General features: G+C 65.6%; 15 protein-coding genes. 3 read left to right on the plus strand and 12 right to left on the minus strand.

Going from position 1 to position 21,317, the window contains the following annotated elements:
- Positions 1 to 2: 2 nt before the first annotated feature.
- Positions 3 to 566, minus strand: a complete 564-nt coding sequence (locus ACODSP_RS00740) for a DUF1993 domain-containing protein (RefSeq protein ID WP_488963724.1) — start codon at positions 564 to 566, stop codon at positions 3 to 5.
- 217 nt (positions 567 to 783) lie between these two features.
- On the opposite strand from ACODSP_RS00740, the gene ACODSP_RS00745 reads away from it, so the two are divergent.
- Both ACODSP_RS00745 and ACODSP_RS00750 read left to right on the plus strand, forming a co-directional pair.
- Positions 784 to 1,146 (plus strand): methyl-accepting chemotaxis protein, encoded by a 363-nt coding sequence (locus ACODSP_RS00745; protein WP_054167173.1) that lies wholly within the window; start codon positions 784 to 786, stop codon positions 1,144 to 1,146.
- A gap of 244 nt (positions 1,147 to 1,390) precedes the next feature.
- Positions 1,391 to 2,614 (plus strand): TIGR03862 family flavoprotein, encoded by a 1,224-nt coding sequence (locus ACODSP_RS00750; RefSeq protein ID WP_488963725.1) that lies wholly within the window; start codon positions 1,391 to 1,393, stop codon positions 2,612 to 2,614.
- Positions 2,615 to 2,721: 107 nt separating this feature from the next.
- Here the strand turns inward: ACODSP_RS00750 and ACODSP_RS00755 are convergent, their stop codons facing one another.
- The 11 genes from ACODSP_RS00755 to ACODSP_RS00805 form a co-directional block, all read right to left on the minus strand.
- Positions 2,722 to 4,014: a DUF3422 family protein gene (locus ACODSP_RS00755; protein ID WP_488963726.1), complete on the minus strand. Its 1,293-nt coding sequence runs from the start codon at positions 4,012 to 4,014 to the stop codon at positions 2,722 to 2,724.
- Positions 4,015 to 4,102: 88 nt separating this feature from the next.
- The gene (locus ACODSP_RS00760) at positions 4,103 to 7,192 is read right to left on the minus strand and encodes a hypothetical protein (RefSeq protein ID WP_488963727.1); all 3,090 of its coding nucleotides are present in this window, start codon (positions 7,190 to 7,192) and stop codon (positions 4,103 to 4,105) included.
- A 22-nt stretch (positions 7,193 to 7,214) separates the two neighbouring features.
- On the minus strand, positions 7,215 to 8,009 hold the full coding sequence (locus ACODSP_RS00765; RefSeq protein WP_054167179.1) for a MinD/ParA family protein: 795 nt from the start codon (positions 8,007 to 8,009) through the stop codon (positions 7,215 to 7,217).
- Entirely contained in the window at positions 8,006 to 9,013 is a 1,008-nt protein-coding gene (locus ACODSP_RS00770) for a flagellar biosynthesis protein FlhF (protein ID WP_488963728.1), read from the minus strand. Before ACODSP_RS00770 ends, ACODSP_RS00765 begins: the two co-directional genes overlap by 4 nt.
- 112 nt (positions 9,014 to 9,125) lie before the next feature.
- Positions 9,126 to 11,243 carry a flagellar biosynthesis protein FlhA gene (gene flhA, locus ACODSP_RS00775; protein WP_488963729.1) on the minus strand — a complete coding sequence of 706 codons (2,118 nt, stop codon included), beginning with the start codon at positions 11,241 to 11,243 and terminating at the stop codon, positions 9,126 to 9,128.
- Between the two features lie 55 nt (positions 11,244 to 11,298).
- Complete coding sequence (locus ACODSP_RS00780; RefSeq protein WP_488963730.1) at positions 11,299 to 12,834, minus strand: sigma-54-dependent transcriptional regulator; 1,536 nt, start codon at positions 12,832 to 12,834, stop codon at positions 11,299 to 11,301.
- Between the two features lie 43 nt (positions 12,835 to 12,877).
- Positions 12,878 to 13,783 carry a motility protein A gene (locus tag ACODSP_RS00785; RefSeq protein ID WP_488963731.1) on the minus strand — a complete coding sequence of 302 codons (906 nt, stop codon included), beginning with the start codon at positions 13,781 to 13,783 and terminating at the stop codon, positions 12,878 to 12,880.
- Positions 13,784 to 13,786: 3 nt separating this feature from the next.
- Entirely contained in the window at positions 13,787 to 14,116 is a 330-nt protein-coding gene (fliN, locus tag ACODSP_RS00790; protein WP_444732615.1) for a flagellar motor switch protein FliN, read from the minus strand.
- 39 nt (positions 14,117 to 14,155) lie between these two features.
- On the minus strand, positions 14,156 to 14,899 hold the full coding sequence (locus ACODSP_RS00795; RefSeq protein ID WP_488963732.1) for a FliH/SctL family protein: 744 nt from the start codon (positions 14,897 to 14,899) through the stop codon (positions 14,156 to 14,158).
- A gap of 12 nt (positions 14,900 to 14,911) precedes the next feature.
- Positions 14,912 to 16,567, minus strand: coding sequence for a flagellar basal-body MS-ring/collar protein FliF (gene fliF / locus ACODSP_RS00800; RefSeq protein ID WP_488963733.1), 1,656 nt, complete (start codon positions 16,565 to 16,567; stop codon positions 14,912 to 14,914).
- A gap of 270 nt (positions 16,568 to 16,837) precedes the next feature.
- Positions 16,838 to 17,671: a helix-turn-helix domain-containing protein gene (locus ACODSP_RS00805; RefSeq protein WP_488963734.1), complete on the minus strand. Its 834-nt coding sequence runs from the start codon at positions 17,669 to 17,671 to the stop codon at positions 16,838 to 16,840.
- A gap of 153 nt (positions 17,672 to 17,824) precedes the next feature.
- Between ACODSP_RS00805 and dnaE the strand changes: the two genes are divergently transcribed.
- Positions 17,825 to 21,316: a DNA polymerase III subunit alpha gene (gene dnaE / locus ACODSP_RS00810; RefSeq protein WP_488963735.1), complete on the plus strand. Its 3,492-nt coding sequence runs from the start codon at positions 17,825 to 17,827 to the stop codon at positions 21,314 to 21,316.
- The last annotated feature ends 1 nt before the right edge of the window (position 21,317 follow it).

Below are 21,317 nucleotides of genomic sequence, written 5' to 3' on the forward strand. Positions count from 1 at the left end.
TGTCAGGCCGGTGTCGCACCGGGTGGGCGCAGATAGGCCAGCATGTGCGCGACATAATCGGCCTTGCCCAGCGGAATGCTGTGATGGCGCAGGATCGTGTAGGCCGTTGTCAGGTGAAAATAGAACTGCGGCAGGCACCAGTCCCGGGCATATTGTTCAGGTGACATGTCAAAGACCATGCCGTTGGGCAGGGCCAGCGCGATGGTGCGCCCATCATGCCGGTCCAATGCGCTTGGCTCCAGTCCCGTCAGGAAACCGATCGCCGCCGACAGGCATTCCCGCGCCTGGACCCAGTTGCCGGGATCGGCATTGGCGTTCCAGCCCTGCTGACGCACGGCCAGCAGCGTATCAGGCAGGGCGACGCCTTGAAGACGGTAAAATGGCTCCTGCGCCTGGAAACAGGCAAAGCGGATTTGTGCGGCCAGAGGATACATGTCAGGTGCCAGCCGATTCGACAGCAGTGCGTCGGTATCCGTCCCCTGATGGGCCTGCGCCTTGTCCAGCCAGCCGCCCATGGCGCGCAGCATCTGCGTGAAGGTCGGCACCAGAAGCTCATGCAATGACATTTCATCCCTCGTCCGGTTGATCGTCCCCGGACTGTAGCGCCTATGCACGGCACCCGCACCATACCGCCGATGCCGGTGCCCTTCTTCCTATCCGAAAGTGATGTGTTCGGTGGAAAATCGTAACCATGGTGTTCGACAGTTTGTGCTATGTAGTCTGTCGGACCCGGCGGACCCGGGCCCTTGATCGGACAACCCCTGAGACGCAAGGCCTTTGCAGATGAAGTACGGCAGCGAATCGAGCAATCTCTCCGGCGCTGGCAAGAGCGAGGTGTCCTCCGCCTTGCAGGAAATCAGCCGTGAGTTGGAAGGCCTGCGGACCGAAATTGAGAAGGTCGGCACGGTGGCGCAGCAGATTGACGCCATCGCCAAGCAGACCAATCTGCTGGCCCTGAACGCCACCATCGAAGCCGCCCGCGCGGGCGAAGCCGGCAAGGGCTTCGCGGTCGTGGCCGGCGAAGTGAAGAACCTGTCGGGCCAGACCGCCGCCGCAACGGCGGAAATCTCTGCCGTGCTGCAGAGCCTGACCAAGCGCACCCAGCATCTGGGCCAGCTGGTCGAGCGCGCCATCACCCACGCCTGATCGCGTGTTGTGACATTGTAAGGGGCGGTGCCGGCGACGGCGCCGCCCTTTGCGTTTATTGTCCTGTCGATTGCCCTCACCCTCCCGTTGTCTGACGACAACGGGCCCCTCCCTCTCCCACTCACGTGGGCGAGGGGCGCAACCTTGATTTCGCCCCTCTACCGCTTGCGGGAGAGGGAGGGGCCCAAGCCTGCCAAGGCTTGGGAGGGTGAGGGAGCACCAGCCCTGCCGAGGAACCACAAGAATGACCCGCCCCATCCTGATCATTGGCGCCGGCCCTGCGGGTCTGATGGCGGCAGAAATCCTGGCGGGCGCGGGCCACCTCGTGGAAATCCATGACGCCATGCCCAGGCCGGCGCGCAAGTTCCTGATGGCGGGGCGCGGGGGGCTGAACATCACCCATTCTGAACCGCTGGACCGGTTCATTACCCGCTATGGTGCTGCCCGTCCCTTCATGGACCCGCTGATCCGGGCCTTCACGCCCGCCGACCTGCGCGACTGGTGCCATGGGCTGGGGGTGGAGACATTTGTCGGTTCCTCCGGTCGGGTGTTCCCGAAAAGCTTCAAGGCGTCCGTCCTGCTGCGCGCCTGGCTGCAACGGCTGGACGGGTTGGGGGTGAAGCTGTTCACGCGCCATCGCTGGACCGGTTGGGCCAATGACGGGGCCGTGTCGTTTGACACCCCGACGGGTCCGCAGACGGTCCAGGCCGCCGCCACCATCCTGGCGCTGGGTGGGGCCAGCTGGCCGCGGCTGGGCTCCGATGGCGGGTGGAGTGCGCTGCTGGCGGCGCGCGGTGTGCCGCTCGCCCCGTTCCGCCCGTCCAACAGCGGCTTTGATGTCACCTGGAGTGCCGGGTTCCTGGAGCGGGCGGAGGGTGAGCCACTGAAGCGCATCGCCCTGACCTTCAAGGACCGAACCGTCCCCGGTGAATTGGTCGTCACGCGCACGGGGCTGGAAGGTGGGGCGCTTTACGCCCTGTCGGCGCCGCTGCGCGACGCGATTGAGCGGGAAGGCGAAGCGGTGGTGCATCTGGACCTGAAGCCCGACCTGACGGGGCCGCAGGTGCAGAACAAGCTGGCGCGCACCCCGCCCGCCGACAGTCTGGCCAACAAGTTGCGCAAGGGCCTGACCCTGGGGCCGCCCACCGGTGCCCTGATCCGGGAATTCGCGGGCGATGTTGATCTGGGTCGAACCACCAATCTGGCGGCACTGGTCAAGGCCCTGCCGGTGACCCTGTCCGGACAGCGGGGGCTGGACCGGGCCATCTCCAGCGCGGGCGGCATCAAGCTGTCGGCCCTGGACGGCAATCTGATGCTGTCATCACTGCCGGGCGTCTTTGCCTGTGGCGAGATGCTGGATTGGGAGGCGCCGACGGGCGGATACCTGCTCCAGGGCTGCTACGCGACGGCGGTGGCGGCGGCCAGGGGGGTGGAGCGGTTTATGGCGGATCAGACGAAACAAATGTAGGTCAGGTCGAGGCGCCAAGCCTCGCCCTGACAGAACATGCTTTCAATCCTTATCTGTCAGGGCTCGCCTGCGGCTCGACCTGACCTACGGTTTTGGCGGCCGGCGCTTTACTTGCCCGACGACACCGCTCGGCGAAGGCGCCTGATCCCCACCCAGACGGCGGCGACGATGGTCGGCACGGCAATGCCGGTCATCATCGCCTTGGGCGGCAGGCCGCCAATGGTGGGCAGGCCATCCACCACGTACTTCACCAGCCCCAGCAGATAATAGGAGATGGCGAAGACCGACAGGCCTTCGACCGCTTCCTGAATACGCAGCTGGGTGCGGGCGCGGTGTTCCAGGCTTTTCAGGATTTCGGCGTTCTGTTCCGCCCGCTGCACATCCACACGGGTGCGCAACAGCGAACTGGCGCGGCTGATCCCGGCGGCCAGTTCGCCCTGACGCCGGGCCACCGCCTCACAGGTGCGGACGGCGGGGCGGAAACGGCGTTCCAGGAAGACGCCGAGGCGCTGCAGGCCCGGTATCCGTTCCTCCCGCAATTCCTCCACCCGCCGTTCGACCAGTTCGGCATAGGCGGTCGTGGCCCCGAACCGGTAGCGGCAGCGCACCGACAGGGCTTCGGCTTCCGCCGCCAGACGGGTCAACGCATCCAGCAGACCATGTTCTTCCGCTAGATTGCCGCCCAGGGCGGTGCGGGCCACGATGCCCTCCAGACGCTGTTCCAGACTGGCCAGCTCCGGCCCCGCCTCCCGCGCCAGGGGCAGGCCCAGCAGCGCGGTCATGCGGTAGGTCTCAATCTCCAGCAGGCGCTGGATCACACGGCCGGCATGGCTGGCCGACAGCGCCTTGTCGCGGACCAGGACGCGGGTATGGCCGTCGCTGCCCAGGTGGAAATCGGTCCAGACCAGCGCTTCGCCTCCCGCCACCTCGCTGCCCAGCAGCTCTCCGCGCGGGAAGATGGCCGACAGGCTGTCGGGCGTGTGATGCGGGTTCCTATCCGGCTCCAGCCGCAGATGGCAGGCCACCAGACGCGGCCCCGGCAGCCGCGAGGTCCAGTCGGCCAGACGCGGGGACAGGGCCGACCATTCCCCCGCCTCACCCGGTGCCATGTCGGCGATGGTGACGGCGGTGAATTCGGTGTGGCGTTCCCATTTTACGGTGCGGCCATCGACCAGCAGCTGCACCTGCCGCAGTTCCAACCCTGGCAGGGGCAGACCGACATCGCGGCACAGCGCCAGCAGGTGGGCATGATCAGCCCCCAGCTCCCCCGTCAGATGGGCAAGATGGGTAACGCGCGCCGGGGTCGTGATCCGCATGTGCGGACGCGCGTGCAACTCGTCATTCAGCTGCGTGCGTTGGGGATGGTCCCTTCCGTCGCGCCCGTCCGGTGCCATCGCCATGAAGTTCCCCCGGTTCATTATTCTGATTATGGTTAACTATGACGTGGGCAGTGATGATGCGCCATGAGACATGTTGGCAAGATGCTCGTCAGGCCCGCACCCCGGAACCGCGTGATGCCGATTGGACACGCGCCCAGAAATGCGCGCCCGTCTGAAAGCCGATGGTGCCGGCGTATCCGACCGTTTCAAGACTGTCGCGGAAGATGGTGCCGATGGATTGGCGCAGGTCCGCCGACAGCAGCGTCTGGGTCCGGATCATCAGGTCGAAGCGACCGGGCCAGACCAGCCCATCCAGCTGCATGGGGCCAAGACGGCTGAAATTCAGGTCCAGAAGGAAGCGCTTGGCGGGGCCACGGCCATCGCCACGCTTCTCGTCTCCCTCCTGTTCCGTCGCGCTGCGCACATGCAACTGGGCGCGCATCACCTGTTCCGGCACGCCGAACGGGATGGGCATGCTGCGCCAGCCGTCGGGCGTTGGTTCCGCCGCCTGCCGTGCCGCCGCCTGGAAATCTTCCCGCAATTGGGCCAGCAGGCGGGCGCCGCCCCGGCCCTTCAGAATCTCGGTCGCTTCCCCACCCAGCCAGCCCGACGCATCGCCACCGCGCAGGGCCGACAGGAAGAAGGTCAGGTTGGTGGTCAGGCGCTTGCTGGGCTGCGGCAGGATAGTGGCGGCGATGGTGCGGGCCATGGCGGGATCTGCGGCCATCAGGGCCGACATCACCTCCCGCATGGCGGGCCAGTCGCTGCCCTGGCCGGGGTCAAGCGGGGGCAGCATGCTGGCCATATCCCGGTTCTGCGGGATTTCCAGGGACAGGATCAGGTTGGTGCCGGGCGGAAGATCGGTGCGGGCGCGCAGGACCAGGGTGCCCTGCGGCGTGGTCACCACGGGTTGCCCCTGGCTGGTATTGCCGACCAGGGTGCCGGTGACAGAGTTGGCCGGCGCGTCGTCCAGGCCTGCCGGGGTTGCCCCCGCCATCTCCACCGACAGGATACGCAGTTGCACCGGTTGCCCGTTGGGCAGGGGGGCCGGGCGGGGGGGGGGCGGGGGTGCGGACGGTACGGTGGGTGGGGCGGTCGCTGGGGTTGGTGCGTCGCCGCGCAGACGGGCGGTCTGGAGGGTGGGTTCAGCCTCCGGCACCGAAGCAAGGCTGGGGGTGGGTGCCGCACGGGCCGGCTCGCCGCTGGTCTGGGGCATTGTGGGCGCAGACGGACGAGGGGCGTTGCTGCCGGGAGATGTAGCGGCGGGCGCGGGCGTGGCCGGGCCGGTGCGCTCCGGCTTGTCGGGTGTGGCTGCCGGGCTTGTGGGGGGCTGTGCCGCTGGTGCTGGCCTCGCGCCTGGCTGTGTGCCAGCCGGCGTCGTTGCGGGTGCCGTCGGGGGCGATGGCGGCAGGGCGTCACGCGCCCGCGCCACCTGCACCGGCGGGGCGGGGGCTTGTTCCGCCTGACCAGGGATCGGCGGCGGGGAGGGGCGAGTGTCGGTACCGACGGGAGGTATGGCGGGTGCTGTCGGTTGTGCCGGACCGCCGGGCACCGGTGCCGGTGGCGCGCTGGGTGCGGGTACTGTTGACGGTGCGGTCGGTGGGGGTGAGGGTTGCGGGTCGCGCAGCCGTGCAGCCTGGATCGCCTGTGGCTGTGGCGCGCCGGGTTGGGTGGGTGTTGGCTGTGGCCGTGTCTGTTCCCCCGTCGGTGGGGCCGTGGGGGGGGATGGTGGCTGTCCGTCCCGGATGCGGGCCAGGGGTATCTCACCGGTCTCCGGCTCCGCGCCGGGTGGCTGCGGTGTCACCGGCGGTGGCGACGGGGCCTTGCCGGGGACCGGACTGTCGGGAGCCGGGCCATTCGTTGGGGCGGGGGGTGTCGGGGCCTGACCATAGGCGGGTTTTGCTGCCTCCGGAGCGGGCGCCGTTGAACCGGGCAGCGGCGGGAGGGCTGGTCCTGTCGGTGTGGTGTTGGTCGAGGGCGCTGTTGGCGGCTGGGGTGGCGATGGCTGCCGCGCCCGTGCCAATTCCTGCTCCCCCGCAGCGGCGGGCAGGTCGGGCAGGGGAATGCCGGGTGTGGTCGGTGCGGCGGGGCGGGAGGGAGCAGCCGCAGGCTCAGCGGGCCTTCCGCCACCCGTTGGTATGGGGCTGGGCGTCGGAACCGGTGTCCCCGCCGCCGGCTGTGTCGATGGGGCGGTCGCTGGGGCTGACGGTGCCGCCGACCGCAGCCGTGCTTCCGTTACCGGCGGCGGCTTCGATGGAGGGCTGTCCAGGTCCTGGAAGGAGAACAAGCCGGATGAGGGTGTGGTGGGGATGTTGTACCGCGCCAGACGGGCCAGACGCGCGGCGTCCGGGGCGGGTGGCGTTGTTGGCCTTTCAGCTGCGGGTGCCGGGGGCTGGTCCGGTGTATCGACCGGGGCCGGTGTGGGTTCCGGCGATGGCGGGGCGGCAACACCAGGCTTGGCCCCGACCGCTGGCGCATCACCCAGCAGGGCGGTCAGAGGCGGCAAGGAGGCCGAGCCGGGGAGCGGCACCTGCCCCTGGGTCGGCGCGGGGCTGGACGCGCTGCCCGTGGCGGGGGTGGGCGTCTGGGGAGCAGGCGCGGATGCTGGAGGGTTTATCGTTTCCGCTGTGGCCGCACCGCCGCCGGGCGCCGGCGCCTGTCCCGATGGCGCGGCGGTATTGGCACCGCTGGCGGCGTTGCTGGTGCTGACGGGGGGCGGGGGTGATGGTGCGCGCGGCGTGGCGGCCACGACGATGGCGGCGATGGTGGCCCCAGGCTGAATCTGCGGCAGCGGCTGGGCCGGTGGGGTGGGGGCCGTGGTCTGCGGTGCGGCGGCCTTGTCGGTGGCAGGATTACTCACCGCCGGAGCAGGTGTCTGCGTCTGTGGCGGGGCCAGGGCGGCGGCGCGGGGCGGGGTTCCCGCCACCTGCGGCGGGATGCGCAGGGTGACGGGGCGGTCGGTGGGCAGCGGGGTTGGCGTTTCCACCGACACGTCCCCGGCGGCGGTGCGGATGGTGGCCTTGCCATCCTCCTGTGCCACCACCTGACCGGACACGACCAGCGCGCGGTCAAGTCCCGCCAGCTTGTCCGGCAAGGCACGGATCATGACATCGGCCAGCGGCACCAGACCGGGGCCGGATGGCGCCGGGCCGGAAGTGGTTCCGGCCCCTGTCAGGGCGGGGGGAAGGGGGGCGGACATGGGGGCCGGCCCGCCCGATGGATCAACCCGCCGTCAGCTTCTGTGCCAGCGCCATGATGTCGTGCGCCGCGTCGGAAGTGGGGGAACGGACCAGCAGCGGCGTCTGCGTCTTGATGCTTTCCCGCACCTTCATGTCGCGGCGGATGATGCCGGCCAGTTGCGGCGACTTGCCCAGGAATTTGCGGCAGGCGGCCAGCAGGGTCTCGTACGTCTTGTCGCCTTCGGCCCGCGTCTGCGCCATGTTCACCACGATGCGCAGGTCGGCCATCGGGTTGGCCTGATAAGACAGCTTCAGGAAGGCGTAGGCGTCGGTGATGCTGGTCGGTTCGTCCGTCGTCACCACCAGCGAGATGCCGGCAGGAGCGGTGAAGGTGCGGACATTGCGGTCCACGCCGGCGCCCAGGTCGATGACGATATTGTCGTAGGACCGGGCAAGATCGGTCAGGTCGTTGCGCAGCTGGGTCAATTTTGCCGGGGGCAGATTGGCCAGGCTGCCAGACCCGGAACGGCCGGCAATGATGTCAAACCCACCCTCATTATAGCGGGTGGTGGAACCGGCCAGGGTGACCATGCCGTCGATGACCTGACCCAGGTCCCGCTTGGGCATCAGGCCCAGCTGGATATCGACATTGGCGAGGCCCAGATCGCCGTCGAACAGCAGGGTCTTGCGGCCCAGCTTGCTCAGCGCGTGCGTCAGGCTGATGGAGAAGAAGGTCTTGCCCACCCCGCCCTTACCACTGGCGACGGCCAGAATGTTGCGCTGGCGCAGCGGGGTGACATTGGCGGAGGCGGCCATCATCGCGGACAGGTCGTTCATGCGTGGGTCCCCGTTTGCTTGGCTCGCCGCTGTTCGGCTTGCAGTTCCGGCATCATCATCTTGGCCAAAATTGTCGGCGTCAGGGCGGTCAGCCCGTCGGCAACTTTTGTCGTCGCACTCACATCTGCAAAAGCCAGGCCAGCCTCGTGCGCGGCGGCCAGCAGGCTTCCGTAACGTCTTGCCATGTCCATGCGGGTGGCCAGCAGGCGCCTGACCCCGATGGCACGGAAGGCCTTGGCGATCTCCACCGCCTCCACCGGATCAAGGCCGGCGGGCATGACCAGCACCGGCTCCATATCCGTGGCGGTGACGAATTCCCGCAGATCCTTCATGTCCTGCGCGCTGTAGGGGTTGCGACCGGCGCTGTCGACCAGCACCTGCTCCATCCCCCGTGACACTTCCACCGCGTCCGACAGGGCGGTCGGGTCCTCCACGGTGATCAGGCGCAGTTTCAGCACGCGGGTGAAGGCCTGCAGCTGTTCAATGCCGCCCGCCCGGATCGTGTCGGTTGAAATGACCCCGACGGGACGTTTCTGCAGGGCACAGCGCGCGCACAGCTTGGCGACGGTCAAAGTTTTCCCACCCCCCGGTGGACCGACCAGCATCATGGGGCGGGGTGCTTTGCCATCGGGCAGGGGCTGGAAGCTGAAAACGGCATCCAATGCTGCGGCCATGGCCATCATCGGGTCGCGCGTGTCGAAATCTTCCAGACTATCGACCAGCCGCTGGTTCAGTTCCGCCGGCACGCCATGGCGCAGCAGGGCATCGGCGACGACATCAATAGGTTCCGGGCCTTCGGGTTCCAGGAAGCGCAGGGGATTGGAGGCGGCGACCGGGGCGTGGGTCGCCAGCATGCCCTCATCTTCCTCAATGGCGGCGGTTACGCGGACGCCGACGCCTTCCTCCTCGCGGGTGGCCACGATGATGGCGTCGTCGCCCAGCACCTCGCGGACAAGCCGCATGGCTTCCTGCATGGATGGCGCATGGAACGATTTCAGACGCATGCCGACCCCGCCTTCCCGGCCCTCCAGCCATTGTTGATCCGATGAAACGCCACTATAGCAGCCTTTCCGGCGAAAACCCTATGGCGGTGGAGGATATGTCTCGCCCGCGCCATCATATCTGCCCCAACGTCTTGATCTTGGCCTTGGGATGGATTTCGTTCTGTGACATCACAACCGTGGCCGGACGGAAGCGTTCGATGATGGAGCGCACGAAGGGCCGGATCAGCGGGGAGGTCAGCAGCACTGGCGCCTCACCCTGCATCGCGAACCGTTCGAAGGATTGGCGCACGGCGGTGATGAACTGCTGCAGGCGCGACGGGGCCATGGACAGCTGCCGCTCGTCCCCGTCGCCCACGATGCTTTCCGCGAAGGCCTGTTCCCATTCCGGCGACAGGGTCACCAGTGGGATGAAGCCCAGATCGTTGGTATTGCTGTCCGAAATCTGGCGGGCCAGACGGGCGCGCACATGTTCGGTGATCTGGGTCATGTTGCGGGTATAGGCGGTCGCTTCCGCCACACCCTCCAAAATCGTGGGCAGGTCGCGCACCGACACACGCTCGCCCAGCAGGTTCTGCAACACGCGCTGCAGGCCGCCGATGGTGATCTGGGTTGGGACCACATCGCCCACCAGCTTCTGGTGCTCCTTGCCCATCTCGTCCAACAGCTTCTGCGTCTCCGCGTAGGAGAGCAGGTCGGCCATATTGTCCTTGATGATCTCGGTCAGATGGGTGGTGACGACGGTGGGCGGGTCGACAACCGTATAGCCCTTGAACAGGGCCTCTTCACGGTACGCCCCGTCGATCCACATGGCCGGAAGGCCGAAGGTGGGTTCCGTCGTTGCCTCACCCGGCAGTCCGATCCGGTCGCCACGCGGGTCCATGCACAACAGCATGTTGGGCCGCACATCGCCCCGGCCCGCCTCAATCTCTTTGATGCGGATCAGGTAGGTGTTGGGCGGCAGTTGCAAATTATCCTGGATGCGGACGGCGGGCATGATAATGCCGATCTCACCCGCCAGCTGCCGGCGCAGGCCCTTGATCTGATCGGTCAGACGGTGGCCGACCTCCGAATTGATCAGCGACAGAAGGCCATAACCCAGTTCCAGACGGACAAGGTCGATGGCCAGGGCCGTTGAGATCGGTTCATCGGCAACAGGAGCGGGGGCGGCGGTCGCAGCGGCCTGCGTCTCCTGCTCCGCCTCCATCGCCTGACGCATCATCTTGGTTTTCGGCAGGTAATAGGCGGCGGCGGCCAGACCGATGGCCAGCAGGCCGAACGGGATCTTCGGCATGCCGGGCAGCAGGCCGATGGCCAGCACAACGGCCGAGGTCAGGCCCAGGGCGGTGGGATAGAAGGTCAGCTGCCCGAACACGGCCTTGTCGGTCGAGCCGGTGGAGCCCGACTTCGACACCATAAGACCGGCGGCCAGCGAGACCAGCAGGGCCGGGATCTGCGACACCAGACCGTCACCGACCGTCAGCAGCGTGTAGGTCTGGCCGGCCTCCAGGAACTTCATGTCCTTCTGGGCGATACCGATGATCATGCCGACGATGATGTTCAGGAAGGTGATGACCAGACCGGCCACGGCGTCGCCGCGCACGAACTTGGACGCACCGTCCATGGCGCCGAAGAACTGGCTTTCATCTTCCAGTTCCTTACGGCGCTTACGGGCCTCCGCTTCTTCGATCAGGCCAGCGGACAGATCGGCGTCGATAGCCATCTGCTTGCCGGGCATGGCGTCCAGGGTGAAGCGGGCGGCCACTTCGGCGATACGGCCCGAACCCTTGGTGATGACGCTGAAATTCACCAGCATCAGGATGCCGAACACGGTCACGCCGATGATGAAGTTGCCGCCCATGATGAATTGGCCGAACGTCGCGATGACGTGGCCGGCAGCGTCCACCCCCTCATGCCCGTGCCCCAGGATCAGGCGGGTCGATGCCAGGTTGAGCGCCAGCCGCAACATGGTGCTGACCAGCAGGATGGTGGGAAAGCTGCTGAATTCCAGGGGCTTCTGGATCGACAACACCGTCATCAAGATCAAGACGGAGAAGGCAAAGGAAATGGTCAGGCCCACATCCAGAAGGAAGGTGGGCAGGGGAAGGATCAGGACCACCACGATGGTCAGGATGGCAATCGCGAACCCAACCTCGCCGCGTTTCAGCGACTGGCCGATAAGGCGCAGAGCATCCTGGGCGGAGCCTACATTCGTCTGCGGTTGGTCGGTCATGGGCGGTGGTCTTAAATCTCTGTATTAGGGACGGTCGGGATCAGTGGGCGGGCGGTCATCCCACCGCCCGGTCATCCTCCACCCCGCCGGCCGGCGGCGGTACCGCCAAGCCACCCTCGCTATACTCCTTCAGCTTGTTGCGCAGGGTGCGGATGGAGATACCAAGGATATTGGCGGCATGGGTGCGGTTGCCCAGCGTGTGTTTCAGCGTATCGATGATCAGATCGCGTTCAACATCGGCAACGGTACGCCCCACCAGGGCCTGCGTCGCCGACCCGCCGGTCAGGAAGCTGCTGCCGGCATCGGCCACCGGGATGACCGGAGCGGGCGGGGGATAGGGCTGCGGTGCGTAAGGCTGCGGCGAATAGATGGAGGCATTGCCATAGGTATTGGCGGCGCGGGCTGCCGCCGGCATCACCGGCTGCGGCGGGGGCGCCGGCTGATAGACGACAGCTTGCGGGGCGGGCGTTGGCGTCGGCGCATAGGTCGGATCGGCACCCGTCAGCAGGATGGCGTCGGTCCCGATATCCGTTCCGCGCGACAGCAGGACGGCGCGATGCATGGTGTTTTCCAGCTCACGCACATTGCCGCGCCAGTGATGCGACTGGAGCAGAGCCATGGCCGCCGGGCCGACAGTGCGCTCCGGCAGGCCGTTGGCCTCGGAATATTTCGTCGCGAAATGCTGGCACAACAGGGCGATATCGTGCGGACGGTCGCGCAGCGGCGGCAGCTGCAGGGCCACCACGTTCAGGCGGAAATACAAATCCTCGCGGAACCGCCCGGCCTTGGCTTCCGACAGCATGTCACGGTTGGACGTGGCCAGAATGCGGATATCGACCTTTACGGGCGTGTTGCCGCCCACGCGGTCGATCACCCGCTCCTGAATGGCGCGCAGCAGCTTGGCTTGCAGGCGCAGGTCCATTTCCGAAATTTCGTCCAGCAGCAGGGTGCCGCCATTGGCCTCTTCAAACTTGCCGATGCGCCGGGCGACGGCACCCGTGAAGGCGCCCTTCTCATGCCCGAACAGCTCGCTTTCCAGCAGGTTTTCCGGGATGGCGGCACAGTTGACGGAGACGAAAGGCGCCCCCGATCGCCGGCTTTTGCGGTGCAGGTAACGGGCCATCAGCTCCTTACCCGTCCCGCTTTCGCCGGTGATCAGGACCGATGCGTCGCTTGGCGCGATCTGATCGGCCAGCGACAGAGTAGCGGCCATGGCGGGGTCGCGGCTGACGATGGCGTGGCTTTCCTCCGCCACCGCCTCCAGCACGGCGGCGATCAGGTTCGCGTCGGGGGGCAGGGGGATATACTCCTTGGCACCCGCCCGGATGGCCTTCACGGCGGCCTGGGCATCGGTGCCCACGCCACAGGCGACGACGGGAACCGCGAAGCGTTCATTCTTCAAGGCATCAACCAGGATGCGCACATCCAGCTTGACGTCGATCATTACCAGATCGGCGCCCTGGCCGGTGCGCAAGGCGTTCAGCGCCCCCTCGATACTATCGGTATGCGCGACCTTCGCCCCCTTTTGCAGGGCGATCTTGCCGGCGGCGCTGATATAGCCTTCGAGTGTTCCCACGATCAGAAGACGCATCGTCTTACCCTTTCACTCACCGGTCCGGTCGTTCAAACAGAAATCATTCATAATTGGTCAGCCGCAATTCGGGCGGCAGCACCGTATTGATCATCACCTCCAGCCGGCGGGGATTTTCCTGCCGCGCCACCGAACCGGCAGCCAGCAGGTAAAGCCCGTCGACCAGCGCCTCACGTTCCGCATTGCGGTCGATCTTGGCGGCGAGCGGCGAGAAAACCATGGAGCCCAGGATGGCCCCGTAAAAGGTGGTGATCAGCGCCACGGCCATGGCGGGACCAACGGTTGACGGGTCCGACAGGTTGCCCAGCATCTGCACCAGACCGACCAGCGTTCCGATCAGGCCCATGGCGGGCGCCACCTCCGCCGCACGGCGCATCACGGCGGATGCAGTGCGGGCGCGTGACAGGTTCGCCTCGATTTCCGTGCGCAGGATGCGTTCGGCGTCATCGGCGGGCAGACCGTCGGCAATCAGTTCCACCGCCTTGGACAGAACCGGCCAGGCCTTTGTGCTTTTGGCCAGCGGCTGGAGTGCCAGGGGGCCGCTACGGCGCGCGAACTCTGCCAATGACAGGGCCGTCTGCGCCGCCGCACGCGGGTCGGGCGTATTGGCGATCATGGTGGAGGACAGCGCCTTGATCGCCGCCTTCATGTCGGGCAGGGAGAAGGAAATGGTGGTGATGGCCGCCGTACCGCCTAGCACGATCAGGATCGACGGAACATCGACGAACGATCCCAATCCGCCACCACCCATGAACAGCGCGCCCAGCACCAGCAGCAGGCCCGACGACAGGCCCACGATGGTCGCAAGGTCCAGCCGCCGGCGCATGCGCGGCAGCGGCGGAACCTTGGCTGCCGGCATGGGGGCAGGTGCGGGGGCCGCCGCCGCTACCGGTTGCGGCGGCGGTGCAGGTGGTGTTGTGCGGCTGCGGTTGGGGATGCGGTCGCTCATGCGCTACGCCCGCTCCGTCTTGATGATTTCGGTCATGGTCACGCCCAGCCGGTCTTCCACGACCACCACTTCGCCGCGCGCCACCAGCCGGTTGTTCACATAGATGTCGATGGCCTCACCCACCTTGCGGTCCAGTTCCACCACGGCACCCTTGTTCAGGCGCATCAGGGTGCTGACTTGCATGTTGGTCTTGCCCAGCACGGCGGAAATCTGCACCGGGATGTCGTAGACGGACTCCAGGTCCTTGACGACGGGCAGCGCTTCCAGCTCCCCGCCGCCGCCGCCGCGGTTATTCTCGAAATCGCTCAGCGACATGTCGTCCTTGGCGGCCATCTCAGCCCCTATCCGCGCCGTTTATGATGTTCAGCATGCTCACAGCGTCACCTCACGTTTGGGTGCAAGGATCACATCCTTCGGCCCACCGGGGAAATCCGCCAGGACGTCGCCGGCAATACGCTCGATCTCCGTCCACAGCCGTCCGACCTCGCGCTCCGCGCCGCCGGCGGCCCAATCCACCTTCACATCCATCTGGCTCAGCTTCGGGTCGGCCAGGACGGTAACCTGTCCGGCGAAGCCATGGCGCAGGGCCATGTCGTCGATACGTCCGCGCAGCTCATCGAACCAGCGTTCATTGACGCGGAAAACCAACTTAGGTTCTTCCACCAGTTCTTCCATGAAGGCGGCGATCACCACTTCGATCTCCGCCAGACCCTGCCGCTCCACCAGACCGGGCCACAGCTTGCGCATGATGGCCAGGGCGATGCGGGCGGTGTTGTCCTGCCGCATCTGCGCCTGCGCGTTCTGCACCGTCACCAGCTGCTTCAGGCTGTTCTCCACGCTGCGGAGCGCATTGGACAGTTCCTGTTGCGCCTCGACCTCTGCCTGCTGCCGGCCCTGCTGGATGCCTTCGGCCAGGGCGGCGGTGCGCGCCTGATCCTTGGCCATCTTCACCTGCTGCTGCAGCTGCTCCACGCTGAAGGTGGGCGGTGGCGGCGGGGGTGGTGGGGCCGGCGGCAGTTCGGGCTCGGGTTCGGGCGGCGGGGCAACGGCCTTTGCCGCGCCCCCAAACCCGTCCTCGAAATCCTTTTCGAACAAAAACTTCTGAATGGTTGCCATGCCTCAGAAGCCTCAATTTTCCGTGTAGAGCCAGTTGCGGATGATCGACACAGCCTCTTCGGGGTGTTTTTCCACAATCTCACCCACCTTGCGCAGCGAGGAGGCGCGGACACGGCCATCGACACGGTTGATGTCGATCATCTGCTCCAGTTCCTCGTTGGCCTGCGCCGCCTCCATGGCCAGTTCGCGGGCCAGCGCACCGCCACCGGGGCCGGCCAGCTGCGGCACACCGCTGCCATCGGACAGAAGATCGGGCTCCTCATCCAGCTGCGGCGACCGGTCCAGGGCGCGGGTCACCAGCGGCTTGATCACCAGCAGGATCACCAGGATCGCGACGATGGCCAGGATCAGCGTTTCCGCAATGCGGATCACGTCAGCCTTCGGCATGCCGAAGATCGTGTCCTCCATGGCGGCCAACTCATCCTCCGGCCGCGAGAACTGCATGGAGATCACTTCGACATTGTCGCCACGCGACGGATCGACACCGACCGCCGACTGCACCAGCCGTTGCAGCTGCGCCAGTTCGGCGTCGCTGCGCGGCGTGTAGGTGCGGGTGCCATCCTCGGCAGTGGTATAGTTTCCATCGACCAGCACGGCGACCGACATGCGGCGAACCTGGCCCGTCTCACGCTCATGCACCTTGGTGGTCTTGGAAATCTCGTAATTCACCGTCTCTTCGGAACGGTTCTTCTTCTCCGAATTGGCGCCGGCGATGCTGTTGGCGGCGTCCGCGTTGGGCAGGTTGTTGGCCACCGTGACGGGATCGACGCCGTCGCGGTTGGTGCTTTCGCTGTTTTCCGTCACCGATTGCGTGCCGCGCACCACCTGACCTTCGGGATCATAGATCTCGCTGTTGGTGGTGATGCGGTCGAAATCCATTTCGACCGAAACCTGCGCCTGCACGCGGCCCTGGCCGACGGAGCGGCCCAGCAATTCCTCGATGGTCTGCGTCAGTTCGCGTTCGCGCGCCAGACGCCGTTCCTCCGCGCCGGCGGCCATGGCCTCCGGCGTGTTGGGGCGCAGGCCGCGCGACAGCAGATTGCCCTTGTCATCCAGGATGGAGACGTTGGCCGGCTCCATCTGCGGTACGGCGGTTGCCACCAACTGCTGGATGGCCGCGACCTGTTCCTTGGACAGCGGCTTGCCCGGACGCAGTTTCAGCAGGACAGAGGCCGTGGCCGTCTGCGCCTGCCGTGCGAACAGTTCACGCTTGGGCAGCACCAAATGCACGCGGGCATTCTGCACCTGCTGCAAGGTCTGGATGGAGCGGACAAGCTCACCTTCCTTGGCGCGCAGCTGCTGCATCTGCTGCTGGAAGGCGGTGGTGCCGAGGCCTTCCGGCTGATTGAAAATCTCGTTGCCGACATTGCCGCCGCTGGGGATGCCCTGCTGCGCCATCATCATGCGCAGGCGGCCCACCTGTTCGGCCGGCACCTCGATCCGCGTGCCGTCGGGCGATGCCTTGTACGGGATCTGCTGTGCTTCCAGCTGTTGCACGATGGCGCCGCCATCGGCGGGCGACAGGTCGCTGTATAGCAGCGACAGGGTCGGTGTTGACCATTGCCCCGCGAAGAAGACGATGGCGCCGATGGTGACAAGCACGGCGGCCCCGATCCCCGCCAGGCGCAGGGTGCCGAGATTCCGCAAGGTTTGCAGAAACGACTCCACGTGGATCATCTCCTGTCAGGCGAGGGCACTTTGAGGCACAAAATACTAGCGTTTTCCCGCCTTTACGAGGTGCTTTGCATCCGGATCGTGAAGTTTGGCGGTGTCAACTGGGCAATTTTTGCCCGATTCGCTGGCACTGTGACATGAAAAGCACGCCTCGTGCAATGTACAAGAGGGATAGATGCAGGTGGCTTTGCGGAATGCAAAAAGCCCCGGCCCTGTCCCGGTTAAGCGGAACAGAAGCAAGGGCGGTGCCAGGATGGGGGCATTTCAGGGGTGGGAGAACCATTCCCTGGTCGCGGCATCCGCCGGATAGAACAGCTCCACCCGCAGGTTCTGCAGCCCCGCATCCAGCGGCGTGCCCACCATGGCAATGATGGAGAATAGCGACAGGCGCACCCCATCCTTGTGGAAGCGGGTGTACAGGGTGGGGGCATCCGGCAGCCCGTCCCCAAATGGCGCGCCCAGCGCGGCCAGGGCGGGGTCGGCCAGCAGATCGGCAAACGGGTCTGCGCCCACGGCCTGCACCGGGTCCTCCAGCAGGGCCTCCGCCTTGATGCGGCGGATCATCCAGGCCGCGACCTCCGCCCAGTTTTCCACCAAGCCCCGCATGTCCGGCGACAGCAGCAGGCGGACCAGATTGGGGTTCGGCATCTGGGCGATGGCAGGGCCGGCCAGGAAGCCCAGCAGGCGTTGCGCCCCGTCATTGGCCTGGATCAGGTTATAGTGTCGGTCCACGACGACGGCGGGAAAGGGTGACTGCGTTTCCAGCATATGGGTGATGGCAGCCTTCACCGGGGCCATTTCCGGGGCGTCCAGGGGTGAGCTGTCCCAGGCCGGGGCGAAGCCGGCGGCCAGCATCATGGCGTTCTGGTGGCGCAGCGGCACCGACAGGGCCGTGGCCAGTTGCAGCACCATCCCCCGTGAGGGTCGCGACCGTCCCGATTCCAGGAAGGACAGGTGCCGCTGACTGGTATTGCAGCTCAGTGCCAAATCCAGCTGGCTCAACCCCCGCGAGGCGCGCCAACGCTTCAGCAGTGGGCCGAAAGCCTCGGCATTGTTGATGCGGCGGCGCGGGGTGGGCTGGCGGGCGGGGCTGGACATAGGGCACCTGTGCGGTCGTGACACCGCCCTTTTCCCATGCGCTATGGGGCCTGTCGATTACATCACAGGTAATGAACGCCGACAGGCTCGCCATTCGCGACCCATCCGCGCTAAGGTCGGGCACCTGTCCCGCCGCCGGAAGCCTGCCGCCCCATGTCCGCCGATCCCGGTTTCATCCATCTGCGTGTCCATTCCGCCTATTCGCTGGCCGAAGGGGCCATCAAGACCAAGGAACTGGTGAAGCTGTGCAAGAAGCACGGCTATCCGGCGGTGGGTGTCACCGATACGGGCAATCTGTTCGGCGCGCTGGAATTTGCCATGGCAGCGTCCGACGATGGCATTCAGCCCATCATCGGCTGTCAGGTCTGGGTCACCCCGTTCGGGCCGCAGAAGAAGGTAGCGGGCCGCGTGCTGGGGCCCGGTGCCGATCAGCTTGTGCTGCTGGTACAGAGCGAGCAGGGCTACCGCAACCTGATGCGGCTGGTCTCCGTCGCCTTCATGGAGACGGAAACGGGTCTGCTGCCACAGGTCTCGCTGGACAAGTTGGAGGGGCTGACGGATGGCCTGATCTGTCTGACGGGCGGGGTCGGAGGCGGCCTGAACCGTCTGCTGCTGGATGGGCAGAAGCCGCACGCACTGGACCTGCTGGAGCGGCTGAAGGCCCTGTTCCCGGACCGGCTCTATATTGAGCTGATGCGCCATGTGGAGGGGCCGCTGGCCCAGGCGGAGGATAAGGTAGAGGCCGATCTGATCGATCTGGCCTACGCGCATGACATCCCGCTGGTTGCCACCAACGATGCTTATTTCGCCGACGCCTCCATGTATGAGGCGCACGATGTCCTGCTGTGCATCGCCGACGGCGCCTATGTGATGCAGGAGGAGCGCCGCCGCGTTTCCCCCCATCATTATTTCAAGTCACCGCAGGAGATGCGGGAGCTGTTCGCCGACATTCCGGAAGCGGTGGACAACAGTGTCGTCATCGCCCGGCGCTGCGCCTACATGCCGCGCAAGGTCAACCCGATCCTGCCGCCCTTCGCCAGTGCCAATGGGCGGGAAGAACCGGACGAGCTGCGCGCCCAGGCCCATGATGGCCTGACCTACCGCCTGAACAAGTATGTCTTCACCAGCGGCATGGCGACCGACGAAAAGGAAAAGATCGAGAAGGAGTACAGGGCGCGCCTGGATTTTGAGCTGGAAACCATCATCAAGATGAAGTTCCCCGGCTATTTCCTGATCGTGTCGGACTTCATCAAATGGGCCAAGGACAGTGGCATTCCCGTGGGGCCGGGCCGTGGCTCGGGTGCCGGCAGCCTTGTCGCCTGGTCACTGTTGATTACCGACCTTGATCCCATCCGCTATGGCCTGCTGTTCGAACGCTTCCTGAACCCGGAACGCGTGTCGATGCCCGACTTCGATATCGATTTCTGCCAGGATCGCCGTGAAGAGGTGATCAAGTATGTGCAGCAGAAATACGGCACCGACAAGGTCGGGCAGATCATCACCTTTGGTAAGTTGCAGGCCCGCGCCGTGGTCCGCGATGTGGGGCGCACCTTGCAGATGCCCTATGGTCAGGTGGACCGTATCTGCAAACTGATCCCTAACAACCCCGCCAATCCCGTCACCTTGCAGCAGGCGCTGGATGGCGAGCCGCAATTGCAGGAGATGAAGCGCGGGGATGAGAATGTCGCCCGTCTTTTGACCATCGCGCTGCGCCTGGAAGGCTTGTACCGACATGCCTCCACCCACGCCGCCGGCGTGGTGATCGGCGACCGACCGCTGGATCAACTGGTGCCCATGTACCGCGATCCGCGTTCCGACATGCCGGTCACGCAGTTCAACATGAAATATGTGGAACTGGCCGGGCTGGTGAAGTTCGACTTCCTGGGTCTGAAGACGCTGACAGTGTTGAAGACCGCTGTGGACCATGTCCGCGATCTGGGGCCGGAACTGGACCTGCTGGACCTGGATATGGAGGATCAGAAATCCTATTCGATCCTGGGCCGGGCGGAGAGTGCGGGCATCTTCCAGCTTGAAAGTTCGGGCATGCGCGACGTTCTGCGCCGCATGAAGCCCAACCGGATCGAGGATATTATCGCGCTGGTGTCGCTGTACCGTCCCGGCCCGATGGACAATATCCCCAAATACATCAAGGTGAAGTTCAAGCAGGAAAAGCCCGATTACATGCACCCGGCCCTCCAGCCTATTCTGGAGGAAACCTTCGGCATCATGGTCTATCAGGAACAGGTGATGCAGATCGCCCAGGTCCTGGCCGGCTACTCCCTGGGCGGTGCTGATCTTCTGCGCCGTGCCATGGGTAAGAAGATCAAGGAGGAGATGGAGAAGGAACGGGCCAAGTTCATTGCCGGTTCGGCCGAAAAACTGGCCGTGCCGGAGGAACAGTCGGGCTTGATCTTTGATCAGGTGAACAAGTTCGCGGGCTATGGCTTCAACAAGTCGCACGCCGCCGCCTATGCCCTGGTCGCGTATCAGACGGCCTTCATGAAGGCCAATTACCCGGTCGAGTTCATGGCAGCCACCATGACCTATGATATGGGCAATACCGACAAGCTGAACCAGTTCCGCCAGGAACTGGTGCGATTGGGCATCCGGCTGCTGCCGCCCGATGTCAATGCATCGGACCCGCGCTTTCGCGTGGAAAAGCTGGCCGATGGCAGCCGGGCCGTGCGCTACGCCCTGGCCGCCGTGAAGGGCGTGGGCCAGCAGGCCATGGAAATGGTGGTGCGGGAGCGGGCGGCCAACGGTCCCTTCAAGGACATTTTCGACTTCGCACGGCGCGTGGACAGTTCGGCGCTGAACAAGCGCATGCTGGAAAAACTGGTCTGCGCCGGCGCCTTCGACAGTTTGAACCGCAACCGACAGCAGCTTTTTGCGGGCCTGGAAACCGTGGTCCGCTACGCCCAGGCAGAGGCGCAGCAGCGTGAAAGCGGCATGGCCAGCCTGTTCGGCGGGTCGGAGGCGATGAAGGCCCCGGACCTGCCCAAGCTGCCCGACTGGGACCCGCTGGAACGGCTGCGGCATGAGTTCGAGGCCATCGGCTTCTACCTGTCGGCCCACCCGCTTGACAGTTTTGCGCCGGCCATGACCCGCATGAAGGTGGTGAAGTTCAGCGAACTGCCGCGTCTGATGCGGGATGCGAAATCTACCCGCTTCAAACTGGCCGGCATTGTCGTTGCTAAACAGGAACGAACCGCCAAAAGCGGGAACCGTTTTGCCTTCGTAACGCTGTCGGACGCATCCGGTGTTTTTGAGGTGACGCTGTTCGCCGAAACCTTGGCGCAGAGCCGGGAGATGCTGGAAGCGGGCAGGGCGGTGCTGCTATCGGTCGATGCGCAGAAGAATGGCGAGGAAATGCGCCTGACCTGCCAAGGCGTCCTGTCGCTGGAGGATGAGGTCGCGAAAAGTGCCGCTGGCCTGCGTATCCTGCTGGATGATGTGAATGCCGTTCCGGCCATCAAGACCACCCTGGGCCGCCTGCCACCGGGCCGAGGCAAGGTGACGCTGGCCGTGGAACTGGACGCCCTGCGCGAAGTGGAAATCGCCATTCCGGGTGCCGTGTCGATCAATGCCGCCAGCCGGGGGGCCTTCAAGTCCATCCCCGGTGTTATCGAAGTTCAGGAGCTTTGAT

The sequence above is a fragment of the Niveispirillum sp. FG156 genome, from assembly GCF_057809555.1.